Below are 26,509 nucleotides of genomic sequence, written 5' to 3'. Positions count from 1 at the left end.
GACGCGGAATGTCAAGCAGCCGAGGCAGTGAAGCGCGGCGCCGAGAGCTTGTCGGGTGTCGTCTGGCCTCCGCGGAAGACGGTATTTGCCTGCGCGGCGCGCTTGCAGTGCGGGCATACGAAGAGATGCGCGATAACCGGGGTCGGCTCGTCGGCGAGCAGTTCCGAGCGGAACCACTTCATCTCCACATGGCAATCCGGGCAGATCGGAGCTTCCAGCTGCTCCGCAGCGCTCCTGAGACGATCAACCATGGTGTGCCCCCGCCGTTTTCCAAGGAATAGCGGAATACCCATTATTGGTCTGCAACAAAAGACACCATGCTCGAACGGGCATGGCAGCGCACCGGGGGCGATTACAGACGCCTGAGCGCCACGCTCTCCACCGTGTGGTCGGCGCCCTTCTTGAGGATCAGCGTCGCACGCGGCCGGGTCGGCAGGATGTTGTCCTCGAGATTGGCGAGGTTGGTGCGCTCCCAGATCGCGATCGCGGTGGCAGTGGCTTCCTCGTCCGACAATAGCGCGTAGCGGTTGAAATAGGACTTGGGATTGGTGAATGCGGTGTCGCGCAGCGCCAGGAAGCGCTTGATGTACCATTGCCGCAGGGCCGCTTCGTCGGCGTCGATATAGACCGAGAAATCGAAGAAGTCGGAGACGACGGGCACGGCCTTGCCGTCGCGCGGCAGCTTGCCGGTCTGCAGCACGTTGACGCCTTCGACGATCAGGATGTCGGGCTGGTCGATCTCGGCCCATTGGTTCGGCACGATGTCGTAGGTCAGATGCGAATAGACCGGCGCGCGCACGTGGCCGCGGCCGGACTTGATGTCGGAGAGGAAGCTGAGCAGCAGCGGCAGGTCGTAGCTCTCCGGGAAACCCTTCTTCTGCATGATGCCCTGACGCTCGAGCACCGCGTTGGGATAGAGAAATCCGTCCGTCGTGATCAGCTCGACCTTCGGCCGCGGCGACCAGCGTGCCAAGAGCGCCTGGAGCACGCGTGCCGTGGTGGATTTGCCGACCGCCACCGAGCCGGCGACGCCGATGATGTAGGGCACCTTGCGATCCCGGATGTTGAGGAACTGGCGCTCGGCGTAATACAGCCGCTGCATCGCGTCGACGTAGATCGACAACAGGCGCGACAGCGGCAGATAAATGTCCTCGACCTCCTGCAGGTCGAGGCGGTCGTGCAGCGAGCGCAGCCGGTCGAACTCGCCCGGCTCCAGCGTCATCGGCGTATCGTCGCGCAGCCGCGCCCATTGCTCGCGCGTATAGACGCGGTAGGGATTGTACTGCTGTTCGGGTGCGCGGATATCCATGACGCCGCCTTTCCGTTGCGATCTATTCGCCTTGCCTAGCCGCCCTTGCGCGACGTCTTTTCTTCTAGCCCCGACATCGAGGTCCGCTTGTCCAGCGCCGCCTCGACCTCTTCCAGCTTTATGCCGCGTGCCTTCAGCAGCACAAGGAAATGATAGAGCAGGTCGGCACTTTCAGCGATCAGATGCGCGCGATCGTTTTCGACTGCAGCGATTACGGTTTCGACTGCTTCCTCGCCGAACTTCTTGGCGCAATGCTCGGGACCTTTGTCGAGCAGCTTGCGGGTATAGGACGCTTCGCCGCCGGACGCCGCGCGGGCGTCGATGGTTTCGGCCAGATCATGGATCGTGAAACGCGGCATCGAACTCACTCAAAAACACGCTTGGCAACAGGTCTGGCCACCGCGGCCATCGCCATCCGCCAATGTAGCATCGTTACGAACCGGAGTCGTCAGGCATCCAGGCGCATCGGCAGCCCACGCCGCGCCATGTGCTCCTTGGCTTCGCGAATGGTGAATTCCCCGAAATGGAAGATAGAGGCGGCCAGCACGGCCGTGGCGTGCCCGTCGCGGATACCGTCGACGAGATGGTCGAGATTGCCGACGCCGCCCGAGGCGATCACGGGAACGGGAACGCTGTCGGCGATCGCGCGGGTCAGCGGAATGTCGAATCCCTGCCGGGTGCCGTCGCGGTCCATCGAGGTGAGAAGGATTTCACCGGCGCCGAGCGAAACCACTTCCTGGGCATATTCGATGGCGTCGATGCCGGTCGAGTTGCGTCCGCCATGGGTGAAGATCTCCCAGCGGTCGCCGCCCGGACGCTTGACGCGCTTGGCGTCGATCGCGACAACCACGCACTGCTCGCCGAATTTCTCGGCAGCTTCCTTGACGAATTCGCGCCGCGACACCGCGGCGCTATTGATCGAGACCTTGTCGGCGCCGGCGCGCAGCAGCGTCTTGATGTCGTTGACCTCGCGCACGCCCCCGCCGACGGTAACAGGCATGAAGCAGGCCTCCGCCGTGCGCCGGACCACGTCCAGCATGATACCGCGGTTCTCGTGGGTCGCGGTGATGTCGAGAAAGGTGAGCTCGTCGGCACCGGCGGCGTCATAGGCGATCGCGGCTTCGACGGGATCGCCGGCATCGCGCAGATCGACGAAGTTGACGCCCTTGACGACGCGGCCGTCCTTGACGTCGAGGCAGGGGATCACGCGCACCTTGAACATGGGTCAGCTCCTGCGCGCGTCGCGGATCAAGGTGAGGGCCGCAGCCGGATCGAGCCGGCCGTCGTAGAGAGCACGGCCCGCGATCGCGCCGGCCAGCTTTTTCGCGCGCGGCGTCAGCATGGCTTTCACATCCTCGATCGAGGCGAGGCCGCCGGAGGCGATCACGGGAATCGAGATGGCATCGGCCAGCGCAATCGTCGCCTCTAGGTTCAAGCCCTTGAGCAGGCCGTCGCGCGCGATGTCGGTGAAGATGATGGCGGCAACGCCGGCATCCTCAAACCGCTTTGCGATCTCGAGCACCGTGACCTGCGACGTCTCGGCCCAGCCTTCGACCGCGACCTTGCCGTCGCGCGCATCGAGGCCGACCGCGACGCGGCCGGGAAATGTCTTCGCCGCAGACTTCACCAGCTCCGGATCGCGCACCGCGGCGGTGCCGATGATGACGCGGGTGATGCCCTTGTCGAGCCAGGCTTCGACGGTCTTGAGATCGCGAATGCCGCCGCCGAGCTGCACCGGAATCTTGATCGTCTTCAGCATCGCCTCGACCGCCCCAGCATTCACCGGCTTGCCGGCGAAGGCACCGTCGAGGTCGACGACGTGGAGATATTCAAAGCCCTGCGCGGCAAAGCTCTGCGCCTGCGCGGCGGGATTGAGGTTGAACACGGTCGCGCGCGCCATGTCGCCTTGCTCGAGGCGCACGCACTGGCCGTTTTTGAGGTCGATCGCGGGAAAGAGAATCATATCGTACCTGCTCTCGTCCCCGTCATGGGACGGACTTGTCTGCTAAGCACTCCGTCATTGCGAGCGCAGCGAAGCAATCCAGACTGCCGCCGCGGAAAGACGCTGGATTGCTTCGCTGCGCTCGCAATGACGAGGTCAGAACGGTGGAAACCATCACGGTTTCCATCGCAAAAAGTTCGAGATCAGGGCCAAACCGAAGCGCTGGCTCTTCTCGGGGTGAAACTGCGTGCCGATGGCGGTGTCCTTCGCGACGATCGCGGTGACGGGCCCGCCGTAATCGGCGCGCGCGAGCACGTCCGCCTCGCTGGCGGGATTGAGGTGGTAGGAGTGCACGAAATAAGCGTGCTGGCCCTTCGGGCCGAGCGGCAGCTTGTCCAGCACCGGATGTTCCCTGAGCACCTCGAGCGTATTCCAGCCCATGTGCGGGATCTTCAGGTTTTCATCGCGCGGCGTGATCTTCTCGACGTCGCCTCCGATCCAGTTCAGGCCTTCGGTGATGACGTGTTCCTTGCCGCGGCTCGCCATTAACTGCATGCCGACACAGATGCCGAAGAACGGCCGCGCCTTGACGCGCACCGCTTCGGTGATCGCCTCGACCATGCCGTTGACGGCGTCGAGCCCACGCCGGCAATCGGCGAAGGCGCCGACGCCGGGCAGCACCAGGCGGTCAGCTTCGTAAGCCTGGTCGGGATCGCTGGTGACGAAGACCTTTTGCGGGCTCTCCAGGCTGCGCGCGGCGCGCTCGAAGGCTTTCGCGGCGGAGTGCAGATTGCCGGAACCGTAATCGATGATGGCGACGCTCATCTTGACCCTCCCGGTTCTGGAAACAACCCAATGATGCCGCCGGCCGGAATCGGCGGCGGGTTCGAGAATGGCTGACCCGGCACATTCCGGGTCGGCGGCGGGCCGCCGCGATCGATGGTCCATTGATCGCCAGCGATGCCGTTCTTCTCGCTCCAGCGCTCGAAGAAGCGGCGCTCCGCGGTATCGCCGTCGTCGCCGACCACGATGTCGAGCTGCCGCCACTTGCCGCGCGACAAGGTCCAGCGGCGCAGGCTCGAGGCCTCAAAGCCCATCAGTACCGCGACGATGAGATCGGCGAAGAAGATCGAAGAGCGCCCGACGCCGAGGCTCGACAGCCCCGCGTTGAACGCGGCCACGAAGATCAGATAGCCGATCAGCGCCAACCACAGCCGATTCCACAACAGCCAGAACGGACCGAAGATCATCGCCCAGAAATGGAAGCCGTCGCGCACGAACACGAACCTGTCGGTCGCGCGCAGATCGGCTCCGGCGGGTGAGGGAGCGTGAACTGTGTAGACAGGCATGGTGATGCCCCGTTCTCGAAATTCAGTGATGCCGCCAGCAGCGTTCGCCGCAAGACGGAGATGTCAGCCGCCGAGCGAGCCCTTGGTGGAGGGGATTTCGCCCGCCGCCTTCGGATCGATCGCCACGGCGGTGCGCAGCGCCCGCGCCAGACCCTTGAAGCAGGACTCGGCGATATGATGGCTGTTATCGCCATATAGGGTTTCGACGTGGAGAGTCACGCCGGCGTTGATGGCAAAAGCCTGGAACCACTCGCGCACCAGCTCGGTGTCGAACTCGCCGATCTTGGCGCGGGGGAAGTCGGCCTTGAACACCAGGAACGGGCGGCCCGAGATGTCGATGACCACGCGCGTCAGCGTCTCGTCCATGGGCATGTGCACGCCGGCATAGCGGGTGATGCCCGCCATGTTGCCGAGCGCCTGCTTGACCGCCTGGCCAAGCGCGATGCCGGTGTCTTCGGTGGTATGGTGATAATCAATGTGCAGATCGCCCACCGCCTTGACCGTGAGGTCGATGCGGGAATGGCGGGCGAGGAGATCGAGCATATGGTCGAAAAAGCCGATGCCGGTCGCGATATTGGCCACGCCGGTGCCATCGAGGTTCACGGAGACCTCGATGTCGGTTTCCTTGGTCTTGCGCTTGATCGTCGCGGTGCGCATTGAAAGCTGGCTTTCATCCTAGCTTGGAGCCGAAAACGCCAGTCTCTTAACAGCCAAATGACGCCTTCGCTACTGCGGGAACGCTCAAGCATGGCACCACTTCCGCCTATGGTGAGCGGAATCTAGGGCCGGAACGGCCCGTTGTGCCCCAGCCCCGGACCGCCTAAATCAGGCCGGACAACGAGGTATTTCATGCAGGACTCCCAGAACAGCTCGCCGGGCTGGCACGGCACCACGATTCTAACGGTCCGCAAGGGCGGCACGGTGGTGGTCGGCGGCGACGGCCAGGTCTCGATCGGCCAGACCGTGATCAAGTCCAACGCCAAGAAGGTCCGCAAGCTCGGCAAGGGCGACGTGATCGGCGGCTTTGCCGGTGCCACGGCCGACGCCTTCACCCTGTTCGAGCGGCTGGAATCCAAGCTCGAGCAATATCCGGGGCAGCTGACCCGGGCGGCCGTGGAGCTCGCCAAGGACTGGCGCACCGACCGCTATTTGCGGCGGCTGGAAGCGATGATGATCGTGGCCGACAAGGACGTCTCCCTGGTGCTGACAGGCACCGGCGACGTGCTCGAACCCGAGGCCGGCGTGATGGCGATCGGCTCCGGCGGCAATTACGCGCTGGCGGCCGCCCGGGCCCTGCTCGACACCGACAAGGACGCCGAGACCATCGTCCGCCGCTCGCTCGACATCGCCGCGGACATCTGTGTCTACACCAACCGGAATCTGACCATTGAGAGCCTGGCAAGCGGCTAGGCGATGGCGTCCACCTACGCCTTCCGCCCGATGACCGTGGCCGACCTGCCCCTGATCCGGCGATGGCTGGGCGAGGCGCATGTGAGGGAGTGGTGGGGCGATCCGGACGAGCAGTTTTCGCTCGTCAGCGGCGATCTCGATGAGCCGGCAATGGACCAGTTCATCGTATTGGCCGGCGACAGGCCCTTCGGCTATCTTCAATGCTACCGCCTGACCGCCTGGAATACGGGCTTCGGGCCGCAACCGGAGGGCACGCGTGGCATCGACCAGTTCATCGGCGAAAGCGACATGATCGCGCGCGGCCATGGTTCGGCGTTGACGCGCCAATTCGTCGACGAACGGTTTCGGCAGGGGCTGCCGCGCATGGTCACCGATCCGGACCCGCTCAACGCGCGCGCGATACGCGCTTACGAGAAAGCGGGATTCGTCCGCGATCGCATGGTCGAGACGCCGGACGGTCCGGCATTGCTGATGGTGCGCGAACCGTGACGCTGGTGCAGGCCCGCGAGAGCAAGGTCGCTGTCCCGCCGCTCGCCTGGGTCGGCATCGCGCTGTTGCTGCTCGCGCTGCAGGCCGCGATCCTGCTTGCGATGGGCCGCGTGCCGATCTGTACCTGCGGCACCATCAAGCTGTGGCACGGCGTGGTGAACAGCTCGGAGAATTCCCAGCAGATCGCGGACTGGTACACGTTCTCACACGTCCTGCACGGCTTCCTGTTCTACGGCCTGACCTGGCTGCTGTTGGCACGATTGCCGTTTCTGCGTCTCTCCTGGCCGGCACGGCTGATCATCGCGATACTGATCGAAGGCGCCTGGGAGATCGTCGAGAACTCGCCCTTCATCATCGAGCGATACCGCGCCGGCACCATCTCGCTGGATTATTACGGCGACAGCATCCTCAATTCGGTCTCGGACAATCTGGCCATGATCCTCGGGTTCCTGGCCGCGCGCGCGCTGCCTGTCACCGCGACCGTGCTGCTGGGGCTGGCCTTCGAGATCGTGCTGGCGCTCCACATTCGCGACAATCTGACGCTCAATATCCTGATGCTGATCCATCCGATCGAGGCCGTGAAGCAATGGCAATCCGGCCCGCCGATCATCTGACCCAAAATGCGGCTTGTCCTTGGCCGCCTCCCGCCCTAGCTAATCAGACATGACAGACTTCTCCCCCCGCGAAATCGTTTCCGAACTCGACCGTTTCATCGTCGGCCAGGGCGACGCCAAGCGCGCCGTCTCGATCGCGCTGCGCAATCGCTGGCGCCGGCAACAGCTGACCGGCTCCCTGCGCGAGGAGGTGCTGCCGAAGAACATCTTGATGATCGGCCCCACCGGCGTCGGCAAGACGGAAATCGCGCGGCGCCTCGCCAAGCTCGCGAATGCGCCGTTCCTGAAGGTGGAAGCGACCAAGTTCACTGAGGTCGGCTATGTCGGCCGCGACGTCGAGCAGATCATCCGCGATCTCGTCGAGGTCGCCATCGCGCAGGTGCGCGAGAGGAAGCGCAAGGACGTGCAGGCGCGGGCCCAGCTCGCCGCCGAGGAGCGTGTGCTCGACGCGCTGGTCGGCGCCAATGCGAGCTCGGCGACGAGGGAATCCTTCCGCAAGAAGCTGCGCGCCGGCGAATTGAACGACAAGGAAATCGAGATCGAGACGCAGTCGTCCGGCGGCGGCATGCCGATGTTCGAGATCCCGGGCATGCCGGGCGCCCAGATGGGCGCGATCTCGATCGGCGACATCTTCGGCAAGCTGGGCGGCCGCAGCAAGACGCGGCGGCTCACGGTGGAAGGCTCGCACGAAATTCTCGTCAACGAGGAATCCGACAAGCTGCTGGACACCGAGCAGCTGACGCTGGAGGCGATCAGCGCGGTCGAGAACAACGGCATCGTGTTCCTCGACGAGATCGACAAGATCTGCGCCCGCGATGGCCGCGTCGGCGGCGACGTCTCCCGCGAGGGCGTGCAGCGCGACTTGCTGCCGCTGATCGAAGGCACCACGGTCTCGACCAAGCATGGCGCGGTCAAGACCGACCACATCCTGTTCATCGCCTCCGGCGCCTTCCACGTCGCCAAGCCGTCCGACCTGTTGCCGGAATTGCAGGGCCGCCTGCCGATCCGCGTCGAATTGCAGGCGCTGACCCGCGACGACATGCGCCGCATCCTGACCGAGCCCGAGGCCTCGCTGATCAAGCAATATGTCGCCCTGATGCAGACGGAGGGCGTGACGCTCGACATCGCCGACAGCGCCATCGATGCGCTGGCCGACATTGCGGTTGCCGTCAATTCAACGGTCGAGAACATCGGCGCCCGGCGGCTGCAGACCGTGATGGAGCGGGTGCTGGACGAGATCTCCTTCACCGCCCCCGACCGCAACGGCGAGACCGTCCGGCTCGACGCGGATTACGTGCAAAAGCACATCGGCGATCTCGCCAAGAACGCGGATCTGAGCCGGTTCATTTTGTAATTTGGAGCGGTCACGCTATTGATGCGGCGTGACCGTACCCATCCTGCAAAATCCCTGGCGGCTCCTGCTCGCGATCAACGCGGCAATCATCGTTGGCGTGCTCATTCACAAGATCCAGCTGCCGCCTTATGTCCCCTACATCCATCTCCTGGTCGATTATCATTTCGGCTTCATCAAGCGCGCGCTGATCGGGGCGATCGTCGCGCTGTTCACGGCGAAAGTGCCGGTGTGGCTGGTGTTCGCGCTCGGCGGGACGACGTGGCTTGCAACGCTGGGCCTCTATGCCAGGCTCTTCCAGAACACGTTCGGCTTCTCCGCGAAAACACTGCCGCTGTTCGTCTTCACCGCGGGCTCGCCGTTCTTCCTGAAGAACTTCATGCACACGCTCGGCCATTTCGACATCTATGGCTGCGCGCTGGCGATCATCCTGCTGCTGATGCCGGCGGGCTCGCTGCTCTTCGTGGCGACGGCTGCTTTGTTCTCGATCATTCTCGTGCTGATCCATCACATTCATCTCTTGATGTATGTGCCGACGATCATCACCATCGTCGTGATCCGGCACTACCTCGCTTGCGGCTGTAGTCGCAGCAATGTCTTGTTCGGCGTGATCGCCCTTGCCGCCGTCTCGGCGCTGTTCTTCGCCGCGCAGTTTATGGGAACGATGCCGATCCCCGAAGCGGACTTCATCGCCTATCTGAAGAGCCGGATGGCCGATCCGGCGCGCACCGACCTCTTGCAATTCGCCTACATCTGGTACCAGCCGCTGGCCAAAGAGGTTGCGGACACCTGGGGCCGCCTGCCGCACAACATCCTCGGCGTGCCCGTGTTCGCGCTTCTGATCTGGCTGCACACGCCGCTATGGCGTTTCTTCGCGAGCCTGATCAGTGCGCTCGAGAGCGAGCGGCACAAGCGGCTCGTCATCGCAGCACTGGCCGGCATCAGCGTCGCCTATCTCGTGATGTTCGCGATGGTGTTCGACTATTCGCGCTGGATCTCGAACTGGGCGGTCTGCATGTTCCTGATCCTGCATGCCGTGAAGATGCTGCCGACCAAGCAGGAGGCTGCGCTGATTCCGACCGAGGATCGGAAGACCAACATCTTCGGTCTGATCGTCACCTTGATCCCGCGCGTCGGAATCGTGCGGCCGTTCTAGGACCGCGCCCGCCTGATCCGCACATACAGCGCGCCCTCGCCGCCATGGCCGATCGCGGCTTCCTCGAAGCCGACGACGAAGGCGCGGAATTCGGGCAGGCTGAGCCATTCCGGTACCTGGCGGCGGAGCACACCGCTTTCGCCGCCGCTGCGTCCCTTGCCGGTGATGACGAGCACGAAAGTGAGGCCGTCCTGATGCGCGCGGTGCAGGAAGCCGGCCAGCGCGCGATGGGCACGCATCTGGGTCATGCCGTGCAGGTCGAGCCGCGCGTCGATCTCGCTGCGGCCGCGCGACAGCTTTATCCGCTCGCGCTTGCCGAGCGGCGCAAGCGGCGGAATCGACGGCTTTGCGGCGCGCGGCGCCGGTGCAGCGGCAACCGGCCTTGCCGGTAGCGAAGTCCTGGTCACCTGGGTCCCGGGCGAAGGCTCGGCGCGCGGGGCATGCGCCTTGGCGGCGCGATGCTTCCGCAGCGGCTTGACATGCTTTGCAACGAGATCCCACAGCTCGCGCTCTTCCTCGCTCAGCGCGCGACGGCGCGGCGAGGGGCGAGGCTCCAGCACGGGCGGACGGGACGGTCGTTTCATTGCGGGCGATGAGGACGATTCTTCGCCGGACGACGCGGCTCAGGGGCAGGCTCGATCGCGGGACGCGGCACCGGCAGCGGAACGGGGCCGGCGACGGCGACAGTTTCGCTCTTGCCTTGCGCCGCCGCGGCGACAGGCGTGCCGGTCTTTGCCGGATCGGTCTGCGGAAACAGCTTTGCGATCTTCTCCGAGGGCCTGGGGTCCGGGATCGGCAGCTTCGCGGCGCGCGGGGCGGGATCGAGACTCTTCGGCACCAGCATCACGAAATGCATGGGGTGGCGCAGCCGGCCGGAGACGCGGCCGGCATCCGCGCCGGCGCCGAAAAACAGATCGGCACGTGCGGGACCGATGATGGCCGAGCCGGTGTCCTGCGCAATCATCAGCCGGTGGAACGGCGTCTTGGCGCGCTCGGACTCGATCGGCAGGTCGCCCTCGATGAAGAACGGCGTGCCGTAGACATGAAGCGATTTGTCGACCGCGATCGAACGTCCCGCCGTCAAGGGAATGCCTTGCGCGCCGACGGCCTCCTCCTTGTCGGAGAGGTTGACCTCGCGGAAGAAGATGTAGGCGCGGTTCGCGCGGCGCAGCTCCTTGGCGCCTTCAGGATTCTGCGTCATCCATTCCCTGATCTTCTGCATCGACATCTCTTCCCTCGGAATGATGCCGCGCTCGATCAGGATGCGACCGACCGCCGTGTAAGGATAGCCGTTATAGGCGTCGTAATTGAGCCGAACCGAGCTACCGTCCTCGAACTTGATCCGCGCCGAGCCCTGGATCTGCGCGAACAACAGATCGGTCGGATCCTTCAGCCAGGCGATCTCGAGCCCGCGGCCGGCGATCTTGCCATCCTCGATCTCGCCGCGGTCGTAATAGGGCACCAGCTTGCGGCGGCCGATCTTGCGATAGACCGGGCCCTTGTTGGGCAGGCTGACCGAATCCTGCTTGTAGCCGCGCACGAACAGGTTCGAGGGACGGCGATAGACCGGCACGTTGTAGACATCGGTCTGTGTCCGCGATCCCTCCAGCACCGGCTCGTAATAGCCGGTCACGAAGCCGTCGGGCTCGCCGAGCCGCGAGATCCGCAGCGGCGTGAAATTCTCCTCGAAGAAGGTCTTCGCTTTGCCGTCGTCGGTGAGATCGAGCGTCTTGGCGGCCCGGCAGGGCTCACCCAGCGAAGCACCCAAAGCCTTCGGTTCAGCCTTGGGCTCGGCCGCGCCGTTCTGCGCATTGATCGGTTTGCAGCTGGCGCGGAAGGTCTTGTACGCCGCGAGATGATTGTCGTCGCCCCACCCCTTCACGTCCGCCCAGGCCAGCGGCAGATATTGCGCGCCGGGAATTTCGAACGGCAGGGAGAGCTGCGGATAGGGCAAGGCCCGCGGCGGAGCGGCAGGCGTTCGCGGCAGATGATGGTAGTGACTACGGTGGTGACGCCGCGCCGCCTCGGCACCGAGCGAAAACGACGACAGCACGACGGCGCCGGCGCAAAGCGCCGTCGCGCTGTTCTTCAGGAAAGTCTTAATTCGCGCTTCCGGTGCCAACCAGCTTCCAGTTCGGATCGCGAGAGGAGGTGTCGCGGGCGAAGGTCCAGATATCGGTGATGTCGGCGACCGTCTCGGCGCTGCCATCGACGATGTTGCCGGTCTTGTCGCGGGTGACCGAGATCATCTGCGAGACGAAGCGCACGGTCAGCTGCGCGTTGCGGTCGCGCAGCTCGGCGCCGACGAGCTCGGCCTTGTCGATTGAGACGAAGCGCGTCTCGGTCTTCTGCTCGTTCCTCTCGCGTTCCTTGATCGCGGCGTCGAAGCTGTCATAGACGTCCGACGACAACAGATCGCGCAGCGCGCGGCGGTCGCCATTGGCGAAAGCCAGCACGATCATCTCGTAGGCGCCGCGCGCGCCCGAGAGGAAATGGCGCGGGTCGAAGCTGGAGTCTTTCTCGACGATGGAATCGAGACCCTGCGCCAGCGCAGTGCCCGGCTCGGCCAGCCCCTTCCAGCGATCGGCCGGTGCGGTCGGCTCGGCCGTCGGCGCCAGCGGCGCCTGGTCGATCACCTTGCCCGGCACGGTCACGACGTTGTTGTCCTGGGCACCTCCCAGCGCATTGCGGGCGGCGGTGCGATCGAACGGCGGCCGCTCATTGCCCGTGCGCTGCCCCAGCACGCTACGCAGCCGCAAGAAGATGAAGACGGCCAGCGCCAGGAATATGATGGTGTAGATGTCCACGTCGTATCCGCTTTCTGGTCTTTTCAGGGCTCGTTGCCGGGAAAATCAATCCGGCCAGTAGACCGTTCCTTTCGGAAACGGCAAGTCTACATCACCATATTAGGTCCGCGTCAGGTCCGTGGGATGTAGGCACGAAATCTTGCCCGGCCAATGGCGCCTTTTGGCACAGCGCCAAGTGTAGCGCGTTTTATGCTTAAGGGGAAACCCGATCCTGGCCGGAAATCGCGCATCTTCAATCGTTTAAGGCGAAATTTCGCGGAAAAGGCAGGATGAGCGTCCAAGGCGCGAGCGCGGGCCGAATTCCAGGTCCGGGACCGTTCGTCCTTGTGGAACGAGCCGGCCCTATGTTAGCCAACCGCCGCGAAATTCAGCCCCAATCGGGTAAGGAGACACTTTCATGACCAACGGTAACGGCACCCCTCCCGAGGCGGCCCAGGCTCCCCAGCTCAACGTGCTGGCGCAATATACCAAGGACCTCTCGTTCGAAAATCCCAACGCGCCCGGCTCGCTCCAGCAGCAGAGCCAGCCGCCGCAGATCAACATCCAGATCAACGTCAGCGCCAACAATCTCAGCGAACAGGAATTCGAGGTGACGTTGTCGGTCGAGGGCAAGGCCGAGACCGCAGGTAAAGTGATGTTCTCGTTCGAGCTCGCCTATGCCGGCGTGTTCCGGATCGTCAACGTGCCCAAGGAGAACCTGCATCCGCTGGTCATGATCGAGTGCCCGCGCCTCTTGTTCCCGTTCGCACGCGAGATCATCGCCACCGCGGTGCGCGACGGCGGGTTCCCACCGCTGATGCTGGATCCGGTCGACTTCGTCGGTCTGTACCGCCAGAACATGGAGCGACAAATGGCCGCTCAGGGTCAAGCCGGTCAGGCCTGAGCGGCGACCGCCACGGCTGGAGCGGGCAGGTACTCGTTCCAGATCGCCTTGTCGCCCATGGTCGCGATGAAGGCCCGATGGGCCTCGCGCTCGGCTTCAGAAATCCGCGGCGCGAGCGGCACCAGACGTTGCCGCCGCGGCGCATCGCCCGCGCTGTTGACCCTGATCTCCTCGGTGTCCGAGGCCAGCAGCAGCTGCGACTGCCGCGCTCCAACCAGATCGACATAGACCTCGGCGAGCAGCTCGGCGTCCAGCAGCGCGCCGTGCTTGGTGCGGTGTGAATTGTCGATCGAATAGCGCGAGCAGAGATCGTCGAGCCGGTTGGACACGCCGGGATGCTTGCGACGCGCCAGCAGCAGCGTATCGACCAGGCGCTCGCGCGGGATCGCAGCGCGCCCGATGCGGTCGAGCTCGGCGTTGATGAAGCCGATATCGAACGAGGCGTTGTGGATCACCAGCGGGGCGTCGCCAATGAACGCGAGAAAGTCGTCGGCGACCTCGTGGAACAACGGCTTCGTCGTCAGGAATTCGGCCGACAATCCGTGCACCGCAAACGCTTCCGCCGGCATGTCCCGCTCAGGGTTGATGTAGACGTGATACGTCTGTCCGGTCGGCATGCGGTTGAAGATCTCGACGCAGCCGATCTCGACCAGTCGATCGCCACGCAGCGGATCGAGGCCGGTGGTTTCAGTGTCGAGGACGATTTCGCGCATGTCTTTAAGAAGCCGTGTGAGGTGGCGAATCAGATGCGCCGCTGCGGCATCTTAACGACCTCGGCCAGGATGTGCGCGATTTGGGCGCGCACCGGGTCAAGGCCGTGTGAGGTATCCACCACGAAATCGGCGCGCTTGCGCTTCTCGGCATCCGGCATCTGCTTGGCGATGATGGCATCGAGCTTGGCCTCGTCCATCGTGCCGCGCGCCAGCACCCGCTGGCGCTGAAGTTCCGGCGAGGTCGAGACCACGACCACGGCATCGACCCGCTTCTCGCCGCCGGTCTCGAACAGCAGCGGGATGTCCAGCACGACGACCGGCACCTTGGCTGCCTCGGCATCGGCAAAGAATTTCTGCCGGGAAGCGCCGAGCATGGGATGAACGATCTGCTCGAGCTGCTTGATGGCGGCGGGATCGTGCACGACGCGCGCCGACAGCTTTTGCCGGTCGACCTTGCCGTTCGCGGTGGTGCCGGGGAAGGCAGCCTCGATTGCGGGGGCAGCTTCGCCCTCATAAAGCTGATGCACGGCGGCATCGGCGTCGTAGACAGGAACCCCGGCCTCCGCGAACAATTTCGCGGTAGTGGATTTGCCCATCCCGATCGAGCCGGTCAGTCCGAGAATCCGCATCAGCACCCAGCCTTCTGTCGCATCTACACCGCAATTAGCTGCTCGCTCCGCAGATACGCAAGCAGCGGCAGCAGCGGTAGGCCGAGAATGGTGAAATGGTCGCCCTCGATGCGCTCGAACAGATGGATGCCCAGGCCCTCGAGCTGATAGGCACCGACGCTTCTGGTCACGGCCTCGCCGGCGGCGTCGAGATAGGCCGAAAGCTCGGCTTCGCTCATGGGCCGCATGGTCATGCGCGCCACGGAAACGTCCTCGAAGACGATCCTGCCATCCTGCGCCACGGCGACGGCTGAATTCAGCTCGTGCGTCTGACCGGCGAGATCGCGCAATTGCGCCAGCGCCTGGGCGCGGCCGGCCGGTTTGTTGAAGAGACGGTTCCCGAGGGCCAGCGTCTGGTCGGCGCCGATCACAAAGTGTCCGGGATGACCGGCAGAGACCGCCTTGGCCTTCTCGCGCGCCAGCAACAGGCCGATCTCGCGCGGGTCCGAAAGTTTTGACGCGGCCTGAATGCCGCGCTCGTCGATATCAGCGGTGACAGCTACGAATTCGAGCCCGGCATTGACCAGCAGCATTTTGCGCGCGCTGCTTTGCGAGGCCAGGATCAACGGACTTTTGCCGCGCCACAAACTCATCGGCGACACTTACTCGGACGGCCGGTTGCGCTGGCGGTCGCTATACAGCTTCATGATCGCCGCCGCGGTTTCCTCGATGGAGCGGCGCGTGACGTCCAGCAGCGGCCAGTCGTGCTTGGCGCTCAGCTTGCGTGCGAACGCGACCTCCTCGGTGACCGATTGCTTGTCGGTGTAGGTGTCACTGCCGGACTCGGCGCCCATGGAAAGCAGGCGATTCTGACGGATCTGAATCAGGCGTTCCGGCGTCGCGTGCAGGCTGACGACCAGCGGCCGCGTCAGCGTCTCCAATTGCGAGGGCACGGGGATGCCCGGCACCAGGGGCACGTTGGCGGTGCGGATACCGCGATTGGCGAGATAGATCGAGGTCGGTGTCTTCGAGGTCCGGGACACGCCGACCAGGACCACATCGGCCTCGTCGAGACCTTCGACGTGCTGACCGTCGTCATGGATCATCGTGTAGTTCAGTGCGTCGATGCGCTTGAAATATTCCGCGTTGAGCACGTGCTGGGCGCCGACACGGCCGGTGGTCGCAGCGCCCAGATAGGCTTCGAACAGCTGCATCACCGGCCCGATGATCGAGAGGCTCGGAACATTGATCTGCTTGCACTTGTCCTCGAGTCTGGCGACCAGATCCTTCTCGAGCAGCGTGAACAGCACGATCCCCGGTGCTTCCTCGATCTCGTCGAGCACGCGGTCGAGCTGCTTCTGGCTGCGCACCAGCGGATAGACGTGCTCGACCGGCGTCACGTTGGCGTATTGGGCCGCGACCGCGCGCGCCACGGTGATGAGCGTTTCACCCGTGGAGTCCGAGACCAGGTGGAGATGGAAATAATTGTTCGAGGTCGGCACAAAAACCCTTTGAATTTCGTTGGGGTGGTTTGTGGATTTCTGTGGAGCTTAACCTCTCGGAAAGGGATGCGCGACACCAGGGGCGGGACAAGCGGCGATTTTCTTCACACTGCTGCCGATCAGGACAAGTCCGGCGCCCCGCCGAGAGGGAAACGGGATTGCGCGGACAAGTCCCTTGATAAGCTGCCGATACAAACGCGCAAGCCTTTGAAGCCGACTGACTTATCGGAAGTCGACAAAGGCTGTCCGGAATATGTGGATGGATGTGAACAAGCGCGCGCGAACGCGCGGACGGAATTGCGTGAGTCCAATCCACGGTCACATAGACTCAAACCTTAAGAATCTAAGATTCTAGATTTGAGGAAGGCGCTACGGACGGATATGTGTGCGGGGTAAGACCTTAACGAGTTCTTACTATCCCCAGCGCTCCCGAGCTGGACAGCAACCCGGACCGTCGAAAATGTTCGAAGACGTCTATCTCTGGATCAAGGCGCTGCACGTGATCGCCGTCATCTCCTGGATGGCCGGCATGCTCTATTTGCCGCGGCTGTTCGTCTATCACTGCGAGGCCGAAATCGGCTCGAAGCAGTCCGAGACGTTCAAGGTCATGGAACGCCGGCTGCTCAAGGCGATCATCAACCCCGCGATGATGGTCACCTGGCTCGCCGGGCTCTATCTCGCCTGGTCCGGACATTGGTTCTCGTTCGGCTGGCTGCACGTAAAACTGGCACTGGTCCTGGTGCTATCGGCGGTCCACGGCTTTTTTTCCCGCTGGGTCAAGGATTTTGCCGCTGATAAGCGTCCACGGAGCCAGAAATTCTATCGGATTATCAATGAGGTGCCGACCGTCCTGATGATTTTCATCGTCGTCATGGTGATCGTGAAGCCGTTCTAGGCATACCCCGCGGCGATTAGCTCAGCGCTTCGGCTTGCGGAGCGTTGAGCGATTTTCTATATTGGCGATATCCCACCCAACGCAGGCGGATGTGGTTGTGTCCGAGCCTTCCAGAGGCCGGACACCGCATCAGGTTTGAAGCCTCACCGGCGCTTAACCTTGCCAGACCTGCGGACCTTACCTGCACCTGCTCGCGTCCGCATTTCAGAGCCACCTCGCACCCCCCTCTTTTTCAGGTTACCCCACAGGACCACCCCAATGCGGGAAATCAAACTCCAGGACCTCAAGTCGAAAACCCCGGCCGAGCTGGTCTCGTTCGCGGAAGAGAACGGGGTCGAAAACGCCAGCACCATGCGCAAGCAGGAGCTGCTGTTCGCCATCCTCAAGCAGCTCTCGCTGGCCGAGACCGATATCGTCGGCGAGGGCGTCGTCGAGGTGCTCTCCGACGGCTTCGGCTTCCTCCGCTCGCCCGATGCGAATTATCTGCCGGGTCCGGACGATATCTACGTTTCGCCCTCGCAGATCCGCCGTTTCGGCCTGCGCACCGGCGACACCATCGAAGGTCATATCCGCAGCCCGAAAGAGGGCGAGCGCTACTTCGCGCTGCTGAAGGTCAACACGCTCAATTTCGAGGACCCGGAAAAGGCCAAGCACAAGGTCAATTTCGATAACCTCACGCCGCTGTTTCCGAATCAGCGTTTCCGCATGGAGATCGACGATCCGACGCGGAAAGACCTGTCTGCACGCGTGATCGACATCGTTGCGCCCATCGGCAAGGGCCAGCGCGCCTTGATCGTGGCGCCGCCGCGGACCGGTAAGACCGTGCTGATGCAGAACATCGCGCACTCGATCACCCACAACCATCCCGAATGCTATCTGATCGTGCTCTTGATCGACGAGCGTCCCGAAGAAGTCACGGACATGCAGCGCTCTGTGAAGGGCGAGGTGGTGTCCTCGACCTTCGACGAGCCGGCGGTGCGCCACGTTCAGGTCGCGGAGATGGTGATCGAGAAGGCAAAACGCCTGGTCGAGCACGGCCGCGACGTCGTGATCCTGCTCGATTCGATCACGCGCCTCGGCCGCGCCTACAACACCGTGGTGCCGTCATCCGGCAAGGTGCTGACCGGCGGTGTCGACGCCAACGCGCTGCAGCGTCCGAAGCGCTTCTTCGGCGCGGCCCGCAACATCGAGGAGGGCGGCTCGCTGACCATCATCGCGACGGCGCTGGTCGATACCGGCAGCCGCATGGACGAAGTCATCTTCGAAGAGTTCAAGGGCACCGGTAACTCCGAGCTGATCCTGGACCGCAAGGTCTCGGACAAGCGCACCTTCCCGGCGATCGATATCTCGCGCTCCGGCACCCGCAAGGAGGAGCTCATCACCGATCCGCAGGTGCTCAAGAAGATGTACGTGCTCCGCCGCATCCTCAATCCGATGGGTACGATGGACGCGATCGACTTCCTGCTCGACAAGCTGCGCTCGACCAAGAGCAATTCGGAGTTCTTCGACTCCATGAACACCTGAGTTGCACTGCAGCAAGATCAGAGGGCGCCTTCGGGCGCCCTTTTTGTTGCGGCTTTGCTGCAGCATAGTGCAGCATGAATGGTATCAGCCACCGGAGCTCGGGCATCTTTTAATCTATTGACATCTTACAATAATACTTGAATTTCCGCCGGCCTGTCTCCTGCGCGGGGGCGCATTCTTGCAGCAAAAATGCTGCGAGATTATTGCGATGCAGCATAAGTTGTTGCGAGATCTGGTGCGGCAAAATCCAGCCACTGGCCAGGCTGAAAACGGATGTTTGCCTTTTCACCGGCAGCCGCACAAATAGGCCATGCATCCGCGAGACCAGACCATCTTTGCGCTGTCATCCGGCCGGGCGCCCAGCGCGATCGCGGTGGTGCGCGTCTCCGGCGCGCAAGCCGGCCTGGCGTTGACGACGCTTGCGGGCCGGCTGCCGGCGCCGCGACAGGCGAGCCGCCGGCTGCTCCGGGACGGCGCGGGCCAGCCGATCGACGATGCGGTCGTGCTCTGGTTTCCGGGACCGGCCAGCGCGACGGGCGAGGACATTGCCGAATTTCACGTCCATGGCGGCCGGGCGGTGCTGGCGGCGCTCTTCGCAACGATTTCCGATATCCCGAACACGCGCACGGCGGAGCCCGGTGAGTTCACCCGGCGCGCCTTCGAGAATGGCAAACTCGACCTGACCGAGGCCGAGGGCCTCGACGACCTCATTCACGCCGACACCGACCGCCAGCGCCGTCAGGCGCTACGCCAGCTGCAGGGCCTGCTCGGCGACCGCGCGCGCGACTGGCGCGAGCGCATTATCGAGGCCTCCGCGCTAATCGAGGCCGGCATCGATTTTTCCGATGAAGGCGACGTGCCCGCGGAGCTGAGGGCGCCGGCAGTGAAAGCGATCAAGGCGCTTCACGACGAAATCGCAAAAGTGCTTGCGGCACAGGGACATTCCGAACGGCTGCGCGATGGCCTGGTGGTTGCGATCGCGGGCGAGCCGAATGTCGGCAAGTCGACGCTGATCAACCAGCTGGTGCGCCGCGAGGTCGCGATCGTCTCGCCGCATGCCGGCACCACGCGCGACGTGATCGAGGTGCAGCTCGATCTCGATGGCTATCCGGTTACGGTCATCGACACCGCCGGCATCCGCGAGACCGATGATCCCGTGGAGCAGGAAGGCGTGCGCCGGGCCCGCGCGCGAGCCGAGGACGCCGATCTGGTGTTGTGGTTGGTGGAGGGCGGGCAAGCCCTCGATCTCGACACAATGCGCTCGCGCTGGACATCCGCGGACGGTGGTGCTTCGTCCAGCGGCTCGGTCTGGATCGTGCGCAACAAGATCGATCTCGGCGGGGGCGGTGGAGCGGGGCCAAGCGGCGAGTTCGGGATCTCGGCAAGCCGGGGCGACGGCATCCCCGAGCTGGTCGACGCGCTGGTGAGATTCGCTTCCGAGTTCTTCGGGACCACCGAGGGCGCCATGGTGACCCGGGCCCGCCAGCGAGACTTGTTGAGCCGGGCCTCAGACAGCTTGCGCCGAAGTCTGGACCTTGTAGAAGACGGCGAGGAGCTCGCGGCCGAAGAGCTGCGAGCAGCGGCCTATGCCTTGGGCCGGCTCTTGGGCCGCGTGGACGTTGAGGACGTCCTTGGCGCCATCTTTCAGAAATTCTGCATCGGAAAGTAGCGCTAGTACTTGATTCTAGAACTAGCGCTTGTTCCATTTCTTCTGTTTCACGTGAAACATGGGCGCTCCTCGCTTTGATTACGTGAAACGCCGCTCTCTCCCCGTCATTGCGAGGAGCCCTCGCGACGAAGCAATCCAGACTGCCTGCTCCGCGAGACTGGATTGCTTCCCTGCGTTCGCAATGACGGATTATGACGCGGTACGTGGCGCCCCCCGACCAGCGGCTACGGCGGCGCGGTGAGGGCACGTGACAGGATGTCTGGTCGTGCATCGCTCGGCCCAGGAGCGCCCGTATTTGTTTCACGTGAAACACCAGATGGATCAATGCACCTCCTACTGTGCATGGGGTTGTTTTCGCGGAAATGGTTCCGACTTGGGGCTTGCGCCTGTTTCACGTGAAACGCCGCTCCCGAGTTTCCACTTCCGGCTTTCCCAGCTCTGAGCTAGAAGTCCGTCCATGCGAACAGAGCGAGAGAGTTTCGACGTCATCGTCATTGGCGGCGGCCACGCCGGCTGTGAAGCCGCGGCTGCCGCTGCCCGGATGGGTGCGGCGACCGCTCTGGTGACGCACCGTTTCTCCACGGTCGGCGCGATGTCCTGCAACCCCGCCATCGGCGGGCTCGGTAAAGGCCATCTGGTCCGCGAGGTCGATGCGCTCGACGGTCTGATGGGCCGTGTCGGCGATGCCGGCGGCATCCAGTTTCGCGTTCTCAATCGCCGTAAGGGCCCCGCTGTGCGTGGCCCCCGAGCCCAGGCTGATCGCAAGCTCTATGCGGCGGCCATGCAGGCCGCGATCCAGGAGACAGAAGGCCTCACCGTCATCGAGGGCGAAGCCGACGAGCTGATCGTGGTCGATAACCGGGTGACCGGCCTGCGTCTGGCCGATGGCCGGGAGCTTCGGGCAGGGGCGGTTGTCGTCACCACCGGTACCTTTCTCCGTGGGCTGATTCATCTCGGTGAGAAGAACTGGCCCGCCGGCCGGGTCGGCGAGGCGCCTGCGTTGGGCCTTTCCAGCTCTTTCGAGCGCGCCGGCTTTATCCTCGGACGTCTCAAGACCGGCACTCCGCCGCGTCTCGACGGTACCACGATCGACTGGTCGGCGGTCGAGATGCAGCCCGGCGACGAGCCGCCGGAGCCGTTTTCGGTGATGACCGAGCGGATTACGACGCCGCAGATCCAGTGCGGGATCACCCGGACCACTCCGGCGACCCATGAGGTGATCCGGGCCAATGTCCATCGCTCCCCGATGTACTCCGGCCAGATCAAGAGCTTCGGGCCGCGTTATTGCCCCTCGATCGAGGACAAGATCGTCCGCTTCGGCGATCGCGACGGCCACCAGATCTTCCTGGAGCCGGAAGGGCTCGACGATAGCACCGTCTATCCCAACGGCATCTCGACCTCGCTGCCGGAGGAGGTTCAGCTCGCGATCCTTGCCAGCATTCCCGGCCTGGAGCGGGTGAAGATGGTCCGCCCCGGCTATGCCATCGAGTACGATCACATCGATCCCCGCGAGCTCGATCCGACCCTGCAGACCAAGCGTCTGCGCGGGCTGTTTCTGGCCGGGCAGATCAACGGCACCACCGGATATGAGGAAGCCGCCGGGCAGGGCATTGTTGCCGGCCTGAACGCGGCGCTTTCCGCCAGCGGGGCCGCGCTCACCGTGTTCGATCGTGCCGACGGCTATCTCGGTGTGATGATCGACGACCTCGTCACCCGCGGGATCAGCGAGCCCTATCGGATGTTCACCTCGCGCGCCGAGTACCGGCTGACCCTGCGGGCCGACAATGCCGATCAGCGCCTGACCGAGAAGGGCATCGCGCTGGGATGCGTCGGCAGCGCCAGAACCCGGCATCATCGCGCCAAGATGGATGCGTTGAACGCCGCCAGGACGCTCTCGAAGTCCCTGACCATCACCCCGAACGAGGCGATCAAGCACGGGCTGTCGCTGAACCGGGATGGCCAGCGCCGTTCGGCTTTCGAGCTGATGGCCTATCCGGAGATCGGCTGGAGCCAGGTCCGCGCGATCTGGCCGGAGCTGTCGGCCGTCGATCCCGTCATCGCGACCCATCTCGAGATCGACGCCAAGTATGACGTCTATCTGGAGCGCCAGAGCGCCGACGTCGAAGCCTTCCGCCGCGACGAGGGCATGGTGCTGGCGGACGTCGATTACCAGCTCGTTCCCGGTCTCTCCAATGAAGTGCGTGCCAAGCTGGAGAAGGCACGACCCTTCACCGTCGGCCAGGCCGGCCGCATCGACGGTATGACGCCGGCGGCGCTCGGCATTCTCGCGGCCTATCTGCGCCGCGAGGCACGAAAGACTTCCAAAGCAATCGCATAAAGCCAATCGCATAGGCGTTTCACGTGAAACAGCGCGGATCGGGCGGGGATCGACCGCCAACGCGACGACCCGGAGCGGGCGAGGGCGCTGGGCGCCGAATGGAGGCGGGATCGGTCAGCCCAACGGCCAGCAAGGCCGTTGCCAACGACAAGGCGCTCGATTCCATCATCGCCGCCGACAAGACCGCGGCCCTCAAGCTCGCGCCCGTTTCACGTGAAACCGAGGAGCGACTTGATCGCTACATCGCGCTGCTGCGGGAGTGGCAGGCCAAGACCAATCTCGTCGCGCCCTCGACCTTGCCGCAGCTCTGGACCCGGCACATCGCCGACTCGCTTCAGCTGGTCGATCTTGCGCCGGCCGCAAAACGCTGGGCCGATCTGGGCAGCGGTGGCGGATTTCCCGGGGTCGTGCTCGCCTGCGCCATGACCGGCACACCTGGCGCGAGCGTCCATCTCGTCGAGCGAATCGCCAAGAAGGCCGCCTTTTTACGCGAAGCGATCCGCGTCACCACATCTCCGGGAGTCGTACATCTCGCCGAGATCGGGGATAATGTGGATAGAATCACCGGCCCCGTCGATTGCGTCACCGCGCGTGCACTGGCTCCGCTACACCAACTCATCGGCTTTGCGGAGCCGCTGATGCGCCAGGGCGCAAAGGCGTTATTTCTCAAGGGTCAAGATGTAGAGGCTGAATTGACCGAAGCCGCTAAATATTGGAATATTCGGCCGCAGCTCCACCAAAGCCGCACGGGCGACGGGTGGATCGTGGAGCTCAATGCCGCCGAACGGCGCGGCTGAGGGGTGAGTGGGGAATCGCGATGAGCGTGATTGACGAACCGCAGCAAGAACAGACGGCCCAAAAGACCGATGAGGTCCCCCATGGCCATCCGCGCATTCTCGCGCTGGCGAATCAAAAGGGCGGCGTGGGAAAGACAACCACAGCGATCAACCTCGGCACGGCGCTCGCTGCGATCGGCGAGCGCGTTTTGATCGTCGATCTCGATCCGCAGGGCAACGCCTCGACCGGCCTCGGCATCGATCGCCGCAACCGCTCCTGCTCGACCTATGACGTGCTGATCGGTGAAGCGCCTCTGCGCGAAGCCGTGGTCTCGACCGCGGTGCCCCGGCTGCACATCGCACCCTCGACCATGGACCTCTCCGGCCTCGAGCTCGAGCTCGGCACCACGCCCGGTCGCGCCTTCAAGTTGCGCGACGCGATCGGCGCGCTCAACAACAACGTCTCGCCTGACGCCGACTACACCTACGTGCTGATCGACTGCCCCCCCTCGCTCAACCTGCTCACGGTCAACGCGATGGCGGCGTCGGATGCGATCCTGGTGCCGCTGCAGTGCGAGTTCTTCGCGCTCGAAGGTCTGTCGCAACTATTGCAGACCGTCGAGCAGGTGCGCTCGACGCTCAATCCGAACCTGTCGATCCACGGCATCGTGCTGACCATGTTCGACTCGCGCAACAACCTGTCGAACCAGGTCGTCGCCGACGTCCGCCAGTTCATGGGCGAGAAGGTCTACAAGACCATGATCCCGCGCAACGTGCGCATCTCGGAAGCGCCGTCCTATGGCAAGCCGGTGCTGGTCTATGATCTCAAATGCGTCGGCAGCGAAGCCTATTTGCGGCTTGCCACCGAAGTGATCCAGCGCGAGCGCGAGCTGCGCACGACGCATTGACGCTCCCGTAGGGTGGGCAAAGGCGTTTTCCGTGCCCACCGTCTTCCGCACACAATCGGTGGGCACGCTTCGCTTTGCCCACCCTACGATAATTCAGTTCTGGAGTGCTGCACCGTGAATCCAAGGGAGCTGGCGATGGCCGATGAAGCGCGTTCGCGACTGGGCCGGGGTCTTGCAAGTCTGATCGGTGACGTCGGCGGCGAGGCCCAGCATGTCGATCGTCCGCGCGCGCAGCGCAAGGTGCCGATCGAATTCATCAAGGCCAATCCGCGCAACCCGCGTCGCACGTTTTCGGACACCGAGCTGAAGGAGCTCTCCGACTCCATCAAGCAGCATGGCGTGATCCAGCCGATCGTGGTGCGGCCCGTGAAGGGCGCGCAGGATCGCTACGAGATCATCGCCGGCGAACGACGCTGGCGCGCCTCGCAAATGGCCGGCCTGCACGAAGTGCCGATCGTGCCGGTCGACATCAGCGACAGCGACGCGCTGGAATTCGCGATCGTCGAGAACGTCCAGCGCGAGGACCTCAACCCGATGGAGGAGGCGCAGGGCTATCACGCGCTCGCCAACGAGTTCAAACGCAGCCAGGACGACATTGCCAAGGTCGTCGGCAAGAGCCGCAGCCACGTCGCCAACATGATGCGGCTGACCAAGCTGCCGGCGGAGGTGCAGGCCTTCATCGCGACCGGCGAGCTGACGGCCGGCCACGCCCGCGCGTTGATCGGCGTGCCCGATCCGCTCGCCGCCGCCAGGCGCATCGTCGAGGAAGGTCTCAACGTCCGCCAGGCCGAGGCGCTCGCGCACGAAGAGGGCGTGCCAGAGCGCAAGCCGCAGAAGGCGCGCGCCAGCGGGGGCAAGGAAAAGGACCCCGACACGATCGATCTGGAGAAGCGCGTCAGCGACGCGCTCGGCCTCAAGGTCACCGTCAACCACCGCGATCCCGGCGGCTCCGTGCAGATCAACTACCGCAACCTCGATCAGCTCGACGAGGTGATGAAGCGGCTGGCGAAGGGCGCGCTGTAGACCGAATCCTCGGGCGTCGTTCCCGCGTTCGAGGACGTCAGGGCGTGCGTGGGTGCGCAACTATTTCCACATCGTCATTGCGAGCGCAGCGAAGCAATCCAGAATCTTTCCGCCGAGGGACTCTGGATTGCTTCGCTGCGCTCGCAATGACGGGTGGAGACAGCTGCGCTCGCAATGACGTGGCGAGAGAGCTGGGGCCTATCCCCGCCGTTTCGCGTTCGCGGCGATCGCCATCAGCGCGCGCTGGGCGATGGCGGCGGCGAGGGCGGACTGCTTGCGGGTGTCGAGCGCGGCGGTCGCGAGCTGCTCGATCACAGCGGCGAGCCGCGCCGGGCTGAAATTGCGCAGCGCGGTTTCGACTGCAGGCTTTCGAGAAAAATGCAGGCGCGGATAGCCGCCCTCGAGCACCGCGGAGGCAGGCTGGCCGTCGGCGATGGCGAGCGCGGATTTGTGCAGCCACGCGGCCTGGCGCTGGGCGGCCGAGATGATCACGCCGGGGTAGGTCCCGGCGATCATCGCCTTGGCAAACTCGGTCTCGACGATGTCGGGCCGCCCGGCGAAGGCGCCGTCGACGATCGGATCGAGCTTCAGCTCGGAGGCATCGGCGACCACGGCCATGACGTCATCCAGCGTGACCTCACCCTTGCCGTGGGCGTAGAGCGTCAGCTTGCGCAGCTCGTTGCGCGAGGCCTGGCGGTCGCCGCCGAGGAACGACATCAGCGCCGCGCGGGCGTCCTGCGCGATGCGCAAATTCGCGATGCGCAGCTCGTCGTCCATCAGTTTGGCAAGATCGCGCTCGGTGTCGGGATAACAGCCGATCGCGACCGCCGTCTTGGCCTTCTCGCAGGTCTTGCGCAGCGGCGATTCCGGGCGGAGCTCGCCGGCCTCGATCACGATGCGGCAATCCTTCACATTCATCTCGGCCAGCGTCTCGATGCCGCTGGCAAAGCTGCGCGAGCCGGCGCGAACGCGGATGGCGCGGCGGCCGCCGAACAGCGGCACCGTCATCGCCTCGTCGACGAGGCGCGACGGCTCGGCGGAGAGCTCGTCGCCGTCGAGCTTGACCAGCGAGAACGGGTCGTTGGGATCGTCGACGCTGGACGCGATCAGCGCATCGGCGCGCTCGCGCACCAGACCGGCATCAGGACCGTAGAGCAGGATGATCGGACGGCCCGCATCAGGGCGGGCGAGGAAGGCGTCGATCTCTTTTCCACGCAGTGCGACCATTGGGGCTAACCGTCGT

29 protein-coding genes are annotated in these 26,509 nt (G+C 64.2%); 13 read left to right on the top strand and 16 right to left on the bottom strand.

Annotation, left to right across the window (positions count from 1 at the left end; genetic code table 11):
• Positions 1 to 11: 11 nt before the first annotated feature.
• The 8 genes from ACNJYD_RS00925 to hisB form a co-directional block, all read right to left on the bottom strand.
• Positions 12 to 251 carry a hypothetical protein gene (locus ACNJYD_RS00925; RefSeq protein ID WP_172787808.1) on the bottom strand — a complete coding sequence of 80 codons (240 nt, stop codon included), beginning with the start codon at positions 249 to 251 and terminating at the stop codon, positions 12 to 14.
• A gap of 101 nt (positions 252 to 352) precedes the next feature.
• Positions 353 to 1,309, bottom strand: coding sequence for a type I pantothenate kinase (coaA, locus tag ACNJYD_RS00920; RefSeq protein ID WP_172787809.1), 957 nt, complete (start codon positions 1,307 to 1,309; stop codon positions 353 to 355).
• A gap of 35 nt (positions 1,310 to 1,344) precedes the next feature.
• Positions 1,345 to 1,668, bottom strand: a complete 324-nt coding sequence (locus ACNJYD_RS00915; RefSeq protein WP_439365083.1) for a phosphoribosyl-ATP diphosphatase — start codon at positions 1,666 to 1,668, stop codon at positions 1,345 to 1,347.
• An 89-nt stretch (positions 1,669 to 1,757) separates the two neighbouring features.
• Positions 1,758 to 2,531: an imidazole glycerol phosphate synthase subunit HisF gene (hisF, locus tag ACNJYD_RS00910; protein ID WP_018646048.1), complete on the bottom strand. Its 774-nt coding sequence runs from the start codon at positions 2,529 to 2,531 to the stop codon at positions 1,758 to 1,760.
• Between the two features lie 3 nt (positions 2,532 to 2,534).
• Positions 2,535 to 3,272: a 1-(5-phosphoribosyl)-5-[(5-phosphoribosylamino)methylideneamino]imidazole-4-carboxamide isomerase gene (gene hisA / locus ACNJYD_RS00905; protein WP_439365082.1), complete on the bottom strand. Its 738-nt coding sequence runs from the start codon at positions 3,270 to 3,272 to the stop codon at positions 2,535 to 2,537.
• Between the two features lie 153 nt (positions 3,273 to 3,425).
• Positions 3,426 to 4,076, bottom strand: a complete 651-nt coding sequence (gene hisH, locus ACNJYD_RS00900; RefSeq protein WP_212257839.1) for an imidazole glycerol phosphate synthase subunit HisH — start codon at positions 4,074 to 4,076, stop codon at positions 3,426 to 3,428.
• Positions 4,073 to 4,600: a DUF2628 domain-containing protein gene (locus ACNJYD_RS00895; protein ID WP_212257840.1), complete on the bottom strand. Its 528-nt coding sequence runs from the start codon at positions 4,598 to 4,600 to the stop codon at positions 4,073 to 4,075. The genes hisH and ACNJYD_RS00895 overlap by 4 nt, the downstream gene beginning before the upstream one ends.
• Positions 4,601 to 4,663: 63 nt before the next feature.
• Positions 4,664 to 5,257, bottom strand: a complete 594-nt coding sequence (gene hisB, locus ACNJYD_RS00890; protein ID WP_212257841.1) for an imidazoleglycerol-phosphate dehydratase HisB — start codon at positions 5,255 to 5,257, stop codon at positions 4,664 to 4,666.
• Between the two features lie 192 nt (positions 5,258 to 5,449).
• On the opposite strand from hisB, the gene hslV reads away from it, so the two are divergent.
• Genes hslV through ACNJYD_RS00865 form a run of 5 tightly spaced genes read left to right on the top strand, consistent with a single transcriptional unit; the run spans position 5,450 to position 9,620 of the window.
• Positions 5,450 to 6,010, top strand: coding sequence for an ATP-dependent protease subunit HslV (gene hslV, locus ACNJYD_RS00885; RefSeq protein WP_212257842.1), 561 nt, complete (start codon positions 5,450 to 5,452; stop codon positions 6,008 to 6,010).
• 3 nt (positions 6,011 to 6,013) lie between these two features.
• The gene (locus ACNJYD_RS00880) at positions 6,014 to 6,499 is read left to right on the top strand and encodes a GNAT family N-acetyltransferase (RefSeq protein WP_212257843.1); all 486 of its coding nucleotides are present in this window, start codon (positions 6,014 to 6,016) and stop codon (positions 6,497 to 6,499) included.
• Between the two features lie 2 nt (positions 6,500 to 6,501).
• Complete coding sequence (locus ACNJYD_RS00875) at positions 6,502 to 7,113, top strand: DUF2585 domain-containing protein (protein WP_246571473.1); 612 nt, start codon at positions 6,502 to 6,504, stop codon at positions 7,111 to 7,113.
• A gap of 49 nt (positions 7,114 to 7,162) precedes the next feature.
• Entirely contained in the window at positions 7,163 to 8,467 is a 1,305-nt protein-coding gene (gene hslU, locus ACNJYD_RS00870; RefSeq protein ID WP_212257845.1) for an ATP-dependent protease ATPase subunit HslU, read from the top strand.
• Positions 8,468 to 8,495: 28 nt separating this feature from the next.
• Positions 8,496 to 9,620: a hypothetical protein gene (locus ACNJYD_RS00865; RefSeq protein ID WP_212257846.1), complete on the top strand. Its 1,125-nt coding sequence runs from the start codon at positions 8,496 to 8,498 to the stop codon at positions 9,618 to 9,620.
• Here the strand turns inward: ACNJYD_RS00865 and ACNJYD_RS00860 are convergent.
• The 3 genes from ACNJYD_RS00860 to ACNJYD_RS00850 are packed head-to-tail and all read right to left on the bottom strand — an operon-like array spanning position 9,617 to position 12,427.
• Positions 9,617 to 10,204 carry a Smr/MutS family protein gene (locus ACNJYD_RS00860; RefSeq protein WP_212257847.1) on the bottom strand — a complete coding sequence of 196 codons (588 nt, stop codon included), beginning with the start codon at positions 10,202 to 10,204 and terminating at the stop codon, positions 9,617 to 9,619. The two genes, ACNJYD_RS00865 and ACNJYD_RS00860, sit on opposite strands and share 4 nt — an antisense overlap.
• Positions 10,201 to 11,742, bottom strand: a complete 1,542-nt coding sequence (locus ACNJYD_RS00855) for an MltA domain-containing protein (protein ID WP_439365081.1) — start codon at positions 11,740 to 11,742, stop codon at positions 10,201 to 10,203. The genes ACNJYD_RS00860 and ACNJYD_RS00855 overlap by 4 nt, the downstream gene beginning before the upstream one ends.
• The gene (locus ACNJYD_RS00850; protein ID WP_212257849.1) at positions 11,720 to 12,427 is read right to left on the bottom strand and encodes a Tim44/TimA family putative adaptor protein; all 708 of its coding nucleotides are present in this window, start codon (positions 12,425 to 12,427) and stop codon (positions 11,720 to 11,722) included. Before ACNJYD_RS00850 ends, ACNJYD_RS00855 begins: the two co-directional genes overlap by 23 nt.
• Positions 12,428 to 12,824: 397 nt before the next feature.
• On the opposite strand from ACNJYD_RS00850, the gene secB reads away from it, so the two are divergent.
• A complete protein-coding gene (secB, locus tag ACNJYD_RS00845; RefSeq protein ID WP_172787821.1) occupies positions 12,825 to 13,310 on the top strand; it encodes a protein-export chaperone SecB in 486 nt (161 codons plus the stop codon).
• On the opposite strand, the gene dnaQ is transcribed toward secB, so the two are convergent.
• From dnaQ to ACNJYD_RS00825, 4 genes are read right to left on the bottom strand one after another with little or no spacing between them, the layout of a single operon-like run.
• A complete protein-coding gene (dnaQ, locus tag ACNJYD_RS00840; RefSeq protein ID WP_212257850.1) occupies positions 13,301 to 14,023 on the bottom strand; it encodes a DNA polymerase III subunit epsilon in 723 nt (240 codons plus the stop codon). The two genes, secB and dnaQ, sit on opposite strands and share 10 nt — an antisense overlap.
• A 29-nt stretch (positions 14,024 to 14,052) precedes the next feature.
• On the bottom strand, positions 14,053 to 14,652 hold the full coding sequence (coaE, locus tag ACNJYD_RS00835; RefSeq protein ID WP_172787823.1) for a dephospho-CoA kinase: 600 nt from the start codon (positions 14,650 to 14,652) through the stop codon (positions 14,053 to 14,055).
• A 23-nt stretch (positions 14,653 to 14,675) separates the two neighbouring features.
• Positions 14,676 to 15,284 carry a Maf family protein gene (locus tag ACNJYD_RS00830; protein ID WP_212257851.1) on the bottom strand — a complete coding sequence of 203 codons (609 nt, stop codon included), beginning with the start codon at positions 15,282 to 15,284 and terminating at the stop codon, positions 14,676 to 14,678.
• A gap of 9 nt (positions 15,285 to 15,293) precedes the next feature.
• Positions 15,294 to 16,133, bottom strand: coding sequence for a pyruvate, water dikinase regulatory protein (locus ACNJYD_RS00825; protein ID WP_100233242.1), 840 nt, complete (start codon positions 16,131 to 16,133; stop codon positions 15,294 to 15,296).
• Positions 16,134 to 16,593: 460 nt separating this feature from the next.
• Between ACNJYD_RS00825 and hemJ the strand changes: the two genes are divergently transcribed.
• The 7 genes from hemJ to ACNJYD_RS00790 all read left to right on the top strand — a co-directional run bounded on the left by hemJ (position 16,594) and on the right by ACNJYD_RS00790 (position 25,266).
• Complete coding sequence (gene hemJ, locus ACNJYD_RS00820; RefSeq protein ID WP_172787825.1) at positions 16,594 to 17,028, top strand: protoporphyrinogen oxidase HemJ; 435 nt, start codon at positions 16,594 to 16,596, stop codon at positions 17,026 to 17,028.
• Positions 17,029 to 17,286: 258 nt separating this feature from the next.
• Positions 17,287 to 18,552 (top strand): transcription termination factor Rho, encoded by a 1,266-nt coding sequence (gene rho, locus ACNJYD_RS00815; protein ID WP_011083462.1) that lies wholly within the window; start codon positions 17,287 to 17,289, stop codon positions 18,550 to 18,552.
• Positions 18,553 to 18,862: 310 nt separating this feature from the next.
• Positions 18,863 to 20,221 carry a tRNA uridine-5-carboxymethylaminomethyl(34) synthesis GTPase MnmE gene (gene mnmE / locus ACNJYD_RS00810; RefSeq protein ID WP_439365080.1) on the top strand — a complete coding sequence of 453 codons (1,359 nt, stop codon included), beginning with the start codon at positions 18,863 to 18,865 and terminating at the stop codon, positions 20,219 to 20,221.
• A 457-nt stretch (positions 20,222 to 20,678) separates the two neighbouring features.
• Positions 20,679 to 22,559 carry a tRNA uridine-5-carboxymethylaminomethyl(34) synthesis enzyme MnmG gene (gene mnmG / locus ACNJYD_RS00805; protein WP_439365079.1) on the top strand — a complete coding sequence of 627 codons (1,881 nt, stop codon included), beginning with the start codon at positions 20,679 to 20,681 and terminating at the stop codon, positions 22,557 to 22,559.
• Positions 22,560 to 22,657: 98 nt separating this feature from the next.
• Complete coding sequence (gene rsmG / locus ACNJYD_RS00800; protein ID WP_439365078.1) at positions 22,658 to 23,356, top strand: 16S rRNA (guanine(527)-N(7))-methyltransferase RsmG; 699 nt, start codon at positions 22,658 to 22,660, stop codon at positions 23,354 to 23,356.
• Between the two features lie 20 nt (positions 23,357 to 23,376).
• Entirely contained in the window at positions 23,377 to 24,243 is an 867-nt protein-coding gene (locus tag ACNJYD_RS00795; RefSeq protein ID WP_260381464.1) for a ParA family protein, read from the top strand.
• Between the two features lie 135 nt (positions 24,244 to 24,378).
• Positions 24,379 to 25,266, top strand: a complete 888-nt coding sequence (locus ACNJYD_RS00790; RefSeq protein WP_439365077.1) for a ParB/RepB/Spo0J family partition protein — start codon at positions 24,379 to 24,381, stop codon at positions 25,264 to 25,266.
• A gap of 198 nt (positions 25,267 to 25,464) precedes the next feature.
• On the opposite strand, the gene holA is transcribed toward ACNJYD_RS00790, so the two are convergent.
• Positions 25,465 to 26,493 (bottom strand): DNA polymerase III subunit delta, encoded by a 1,029-nt coding sequence (holA, locus tag ACNJYD_RS00785; RefSeq protein ID WP_439365076.1) that lies wholly within the window; start codon positions 26,491 to 26,493, stop codon positions 25,465 to 25,467.
• Positions 26,494 to 26,509: the final 16 nt, after the last annotated feature.

It is taken from the genome of Bradyrhizobium sp. SPXBL-02 (genome assembly GCF_051853065.1).
Classification (GTDB): domain Bacteria; phylum Pseudomonadota; class Alphaproteobacteria; order Rhizobiales; family Xanthobacteraceae; genus Bradyrhizobium.
Note: the sequence above shows the minus strand (reverse complement) of the source record. Positions and strands in the feature narration are given on the sequence as shown.